The organism is Dietzia sp. HMSC21D01 (assembly GCF_001815995.1).
Classification (GTDB): domain Bacteria; phylum Actinomycetota; class Actinomycetes; order Mycobacteriales; family Mycobacteriaceae; genus Dietzia; species Dietzia cinnamea.
This window is the reverse complement of sequence record NZ_KV824139.1, coordinates 1-5,685: the sequence shown is the minus strand read 5'-3', so window position 1 is coordinate 5,685 and position 5,685 is coordinate 1. Positions and strand designations below refer to the sequence as shown.

The 5,685-nt window shown below is 71.6% G+C and carries 5 protein-coding genes; 2 read left to right on the top strand and 3 right to left on the bottom strand.

Going from position 1 to position 5,685, the window contains the following annotated elements:
- Together HMPREF3086_RS16640 and HMPREF3086_RS18225 are read right to left on the bottom strand one after the other, a co-directional pair.
- Positions 1-1,012, bottom strand: a 1,012-nt coding sequence (locus tag HMPREF3086_RS16640) for an alpha-(1->3)-arabinofuranosyltransferase domain-containing protein (RefSeq protein ID WP_141764140.1), incomplete at its 3' end; no start/stop codon positions are given.
- Positions 1,013-1,048: 36 nt separating this feature from the next.
- Entirely contained in the window at positions 1,049-1,237 is a 189-nt protein-coding gene (locus tag HMPREF3086_RS18225) for a DUF2613 domain-containing protein (RefSeq protein WP_061229380.1), read from the bottom strand.
- A 154-nt stretch (positions 1,238-1,391) separates the two neighbouring features.
- On the opposite strand from HMPREF3086_RS18225, the gene HMPREF3086_RS16630 reads away from it, so the two are divergent.
- Together HMPREF3086_RS16630 and HMPREF3086_RS16625 are read left to right on the top strand one after the other, a co-directional pair.
- The gene (locus HMPREF3086_RS16630; protein WP_082767773.1) at positions 1,392-2,018 is read left to right on the top strand and encodes a TetR/AcrR family transcriptional regulator; all 627 of its coding nucleotides are present in this window, start codon (positions 1,392-1,394) and stop codon (positions 2,016-2,018) included.
- Positions 2,015-3,892, top strand: coding sequence for a long-chain-acyl-CoA synthetase (locus tag HMPREF3086_RS16625; RefSeq protein WP_083324500.1), 1,878 nt, complete (start codon positions 2,015-2,017; stop codon positions 3,890-3,892). The genes HMPREF3086_RS16630 and HMPREF3086_RS16625 overlap by 4 nt, the downstream gene beginning before the upstream one ends.
- A 333-nt stretch (positions 3,893-4,225) precedes the next feature.
- Here HMPREF3086_RS16625 and argJ read toward each other — a convergent pair whose 3' ends face one another.
- On the bottom strand, positions 4,226-5,437 hold the full coding sequence (argJ, locus tag HMPREF3086_RS16620) for a bifunctional glutamate N-acetyltransferase/amino-acid acetyltransferase ArgJ (RefSeq protein ID WP_061229384.1): 1,212 nt from the start codon (positions 5,435-5,437) through the stop codon (positions 4,226-4,228).
- Positions 5,438-5,685 lie beyond the last annotated feature (248 nt).

The following is a 5,685-nucleotide window of genomic DNA, read 5'->3' as shown; positions in this document are numbered from 1 at the left end:
CACCGGCCGGGCCCACCCACGCCGCCGACATCGCCACCAGGCCCACGGTCGCGATCACCAGCAGTCGGCCGCGCGCGGGCATCCCGCGCATCAGCAGGCCCACGACCCCGGCCGCCGCCAGGACGCCGGTGGCCAGGACGAACGCGGGCTCGCTGGTGAGGTCCGCGCCCGCGATGCGGTCGGTCGACACGAACGGCACCCACGTCGCGGCCCCGCGCAGCACCTCGGTCACCGACGCCCACCTGGTGGTGACCTCGGCGGACTCGATGTAGTCCAGGAACGGCGGCGACACCCGGCCGAGCAGCACCAGCGGAACCGCCCACCACACGCACACCGCCGCGGACAGCGGCACCCACCACGCGGCCAACCGCGCCCACGTCCGGCCCGGCCGGTGCAGCGCCCACCACAGGACCGCGGGCAGGCACGCCACCGCGGTCGCGACGGCGTTGACGGCACCCATCAGCGCCAGCGCGAGCGCGGCGCCGGCCCCGCCGCGACGCGGTGACATCCGGCCCTGCAGCACCCGGATGACCGGCAGCAGCACCCACGGCGCCAGGGCGACCGGCCAGATCTCCGACGAGATCGACCCCAGGTCGCCGAGCATCCGCGGGGCGAGCGCGTAGAGGACACCCGCGACCGGGCGCGTGACGCGGGTGCCGATGCGCAGCGCGGCGGCCACGCGCACCACGCCCACGTACGCGACGGTGAGCACGACCGCCCACCACAGGCGCTGGGTCAGCCACGCGGGCATCCCCGCCAGGTCGAACAGGGCGAAGAACGGCCCCTGCGGGAACAGGTAGCCGTAGGCCTGGTTCTGGACCTGGCCGGCGAAGGACAGGCCGGTCCACAGGTGGGTGGCCTGGGCGAGGAAGCGGCCGGGGGCCGCGACGAGGTCGTACTTGGTGTCCGGGGCGATCAACCCGGGGGACTGCAGACAGGCCAGCAGCAGGAAGGCGAGGAACGCGACGACCGCGTCACGCGCACCGGCGCCGAGACGGGCACCGCGGATCACCTACGCCGGCGTGCAGAGAGTCGAGAGCTGCGGGCGTCAGCGCGCGCCGTACTCGACCTGGCCGAGGAGGGCCTGGTCGGCGGGCGGTTGCGGCACGTCCGGGATGGAGTTCTCGGCCATCGTGGTGTTGACCCCGAACGCGACGATGCCGCCGAGGACGATTCCGCCGACTGCGCTGGCGAGCGCTCCGGTGCCGAAGCTCATCGTGGTCTCCCTGGGGTTCACGTAACGGTGGGTGTCCTGCGGTGTCGTCGAGACACCGATGCCGGAAGCGTAACACCCGTCGGGGCGCCGGATCCGGGGAGCGGCTCCCACGAGTCCTTACCGGCGGGTAAGTTGAGTGTGGCACATGACACCGCGACCCGCCGGGAGGAGACCTGTGACGACGGGGACCAAACGCATCCCACGTGCGATCCGCGAGCAGCAGATGCTCGACTCCGCGATCCGCGTGTTCTCCGATCTCGGCTACCGATCGGCCTCGATGGACACCATCGCCCGCCACGCGAGCATCTCCAAGCCGATGCTGTACCTGTACTACGGCTCCAAGGAGGAACTGTTCGCGGCGTGCGTCGTCCGCGAGTCCGGTCGGCTGATCGACCACCTCACCGCCGCCGCCACCGGCAGTGCCGGCCCCCGCCGACGGCTCGAGGACGTCGTCCAGGCGTTCCTCGAGTTCGTCGACGCCCACACCGACTCGTGGAATGTGGTCTACCGTCAGGCATTCGCCGAACCCCAGTTCAGGGAGGAGGTCGAGAAGACCCGGACGGTACTGGTCGACCTCACCACCGATCTGCTCGCGCAGAACTCGGGCGACGAGCGCGGCCGCGAGGTGCTCGAGGTGGTCGCCACCGCCCTGGTCGGTGCAGGCGAGGCGGTCGCGGACCGCGTCGCCCACCGGTCGATCCCCACGTCGGTGGCCGCCGCTGTCGTCGTGGAACTCGCCTGGCGCGGCCTCGCGGGCGATCCGACCAAGTCACTCACCACGCCCACAGAGGAGAAGTCGTGACCGACAAGACCACCGTCACCGGCCGCCGGTCCGGGGCCGCCCGCACACTCAGCCCGGCGGACCTCGCGCGCGGCCTGCCCTCCCTCGCCGCCGACCTGCCGTCCGTCCTCAACGGGCTGCGTATCGTGCGGACCTCCCGCAGCACGGACAAGGTCTCGATCGGGCGCCGTTTCCAGAAGCTGGCCGCCGCCCGGCCCGACGCGCCTTTCATCAAGTTCCTCGGCACGGAGATCAGTTACGGCGAGGCCAACCGCCGCGCCAACCGGTTCGCCGCGGTCCTCAAGGCCCGCGGCGTGACGCGCGGCGACACGGTCGGCATCTGTATGGGCAACCGTACCGAGGTACTGCTCGCGATCCTCGGCGCTGTCAAGGTCGGCGCCTCCGTGGGCCTGCTCAACCACCACCAGCGCGGCGAGGTCCTCGACCACTCGCAGAACATCCTCAAGTCCAAGCTCGTGCTGGTCGGCGCCGAGTGCGTGGAGGCCGTGCAGTCCGTGCCGCGCGAGAACTGGATCGGCGAGCTCCTCGCCGTCAGCTCCGAGGTCGACCTGCCCTTCCGCGACTTCACCGCACGCCACCGCCCTGACGAGCTGGCGGACCTGACGTGGCTCGAGGACGAGCTCGCGACCCTCGGCGACGACGTCGGGGACGTCAACCCGCCGGAGGCCGACGAGACGGTCGGCACGGAGACCGCGTACTACATCTTCACCTCGGGCACGACGGGCCTGCCCAAGGCCTCGACCATGTCCCACTACCGGTGGAACAGGGCGATGGCCGGCTTCGGTCTGTCCGGCGTGCGGCTGAAGAAGCACGACGTCCTGCTCAGTCCGCTGCCGATGTATCACAACAACGCACTCACGGTGGCCCTCGGCTGCGTCCTCGCGGCCGGCGCGTGCCTGGCCATCGAGGAGCACTTCTCGGCGTCCAGGTTCTGGGACCAGGCCCGCGCCGCCGGGGCGACCGCCGCCATCTACATCGGCGAGATCTGCCGCTACCTGCTCAACCAGGAGCCCGGCCCGGGCGACCGGGACCACTCGATCCGCGTGATGACCGGCAACGGCCTGCGGCCCGAGATCTGGGACGAGTTCCAGCAGCGGTTCGGCGTGGGCCGCATCTGCGAGTTCTACGCGGCCAGCGAGTGCAACATCGCGTTCGTCGACGCGTTCAACGTCCCGCGCACCACCGGGTACTGCCCGATGGACTTCGCGATCGTCGACTACGACCCCGAGACGGGCGAGCCCCGCCGCGGCGAGGACGGCCGGCTGCGGAAGGTCGGCAAGGGCGAGATCGGCCTGCTCATCAGCGGGATCTCCGACTCGCAGCCCTTCGACGGCTACACGGATGCCGAGGCCACGGAGAAGAAGATCGTCCGCGACGCCTTCAGCGACGGCGACGCCTGGTTCGTCTCGGGCGACCTCATGCTCGACCAGGGCCTCAAGCACGCCTCCTTCGTCGACCGCCTGGGCGACACCTTCCGCTGGAAGGGCGAGAACGTGGCGACCACCGAGGTCGAGGCCGCGATCAGCGCCCGCCCGGAGGTCGACCAGGCCGTGGTCTACGGCGTCGCGGTCCCGGACGCCGACGGCAAGGCCGGCATGGCGGCGATCCGCCTGCACGACAAGTCGGACTTCGACGGCGCGGCGCTCGCCGAGCACCTGCGGGACTCCCTGCCGTCGTACGCGGTCCCGCTGTTCATCCGGCTGTCCAAGGAGCTCGAACACACCTCCACCTACAAGAGCCGCAAGACCGAACTGCGCGCGCAGGCGTTCGACACCTCGACGTTCGACGACCCGCTCTACGTGCTGTCCAAGGAGAAGGGGTACGTCCCGTTCTACGATGGCGCGGAGAACGACGTCGTCGCCGGCACGGTCTGACCCACGCCCCCCGTCAGGTGCCGCGCCGCGCTCGGCGGCGCGGCGGGGTGGGCTCTGACCTCGGCGATCGGGCGCGGTGACGACGACGAGGACCTCGATCGCGGTCAGATCGCCGAGTCCGTGGCCCGCGCCCGTACGTGCCGCCGGAGGGGCGGCTGCCGTCCCGATGACCGCCGCCAGCGCTACGTCGACGCCTCGCCGGTGATCCGGCCCGCGTCTCGCTCGTGCCCGGTCGTCACGACCCGTGGGGCGACATCACCGGCACCGCCTGGCACGACACCCGCGACACCATCCTCGCCATGACCCGACGCGCGGCGCCGAGCTCGTGAGCGCTCACGTCGTGTAGTCGGCGTTGATCGAGATGTACTCCCGCGTGAGGTCGCAACCGTAGACCGTGCAGGAGCCGTCCGCGGCGCCGCCCTCCACGCCCAGGTCAACGGAGATGGTGACCTCCTCGGCCCGCATGATCTCGGTGAGCCGCTCGAGCTCCGCCTCACCGGGGAAGGCGGGGTAGGTCTCGAGGTCGCCGAAGACGATCCGCACCCGCTCCGGGTCGATGTCGGTGTCGTCGTGGCACTTGCCGATCGCCATGGCCACGCGGCCCCAGTTGGGGTCGGCCCCGTGGACGGCGGTCTTGACCAGCGGCGAGTTGAGGATCGCCTTGGCCACGCGCTTGGCCTGCGCGCGGTCGCGCGCGCCCGTGACCTCGACGGTGAGCAGTTTGGTGGCGCCCTCGCCGTCGCGGGCCAGCTGCCGGGTGAGGTCCAGGCAGACCGCCTCGAACGCCTCGCGCAGCTCGACCTCGCCGACCGGATCGCCCGCCCCGCTGGCCAGCGCGATGGCCGTGTCGGAGGTCGAGGTGTCGGTGTCCACGGACAGGCAGTTGAAGGTCTCGTCCACCGCGGCCCGGAACGCCGAGTCCAGCACACCCGGCTCCACTGCGGCATCGGTGAACAGCACGGCGATCATCGTTGCCATGTCCGGTTCGATCATCCCGACACCCTTGGCGATGCCCACCACCTGAGCGGTGCCGCCCGTCGTCGTCGTCACCTCCACCCGCGCGGTCTTGGGGTGGGTATCGGTGGTCATCATCGCGGTCGCCAGCGCGACGGCGTCGGCGTCGAACGTCGCGCCCGCCAGGCCGTCGAGGTGCGCGCGCAGCTTGTCCATCGGGTAGCGGCGGCCGATCACGCCGGTCGAGGCGATGAGCAGCTCCCCCGGGGCCACGGCGATGGCGTCGGCGGCGCGCTCGAGCACCTCCCGCGCGTCGGCCATTCCCTGCTCACCGGTGGCGACGTTGGCGTTCTTGGCCACCACGACCACGCCGCGCGCCGTACCGCTGGCGGCGTTCTGTCGGCTGAGCACGACCGACGGCCCCGCGAAGAGGGAGCGGGTGAACACCGCGGACGAGGCCGGGGAGGGGCCGTCATTGACGACGACGAAGACGTCGTCACCGCGCTCGCGCAGTCCCGCGGCCCCTGCGTGCGCGCGGAAGCCTGGCGGGAGCGGGACGGGGTCGTGGGCGGGCTGCGTGGGCGGCGTCATGTGCTCCATTCTTACTGCCGCACCCCGGCGCCCGCCGCCACCCCGCTGGAACTCCCGAGCTCCCTGGCGATGACCGTGCAACACGCAGGCCCACCCAGTGGATGTACTTGTGAGCCACATCACAGTAGAAGCCCTGGGTGCCCGGTTCATCGCGACCGCCTTCGGCTCCTGATTCGACCGACCCCCGGGCCAGATCCGGACCGGGGCCACGCACGCCGGACCCCGGTCCGGCCCCCACCCGCCGCGCC

Bases quoted from the DNA above. Each gene is read 5' to 3' on its own strand.
- argJ (WP_061229384.1), bottom strand. From the start codon at position 5,437: ATGACGCCGCCCACGCAGCCCGCCCACGACCCCGTCCCGCTCCCGCCA.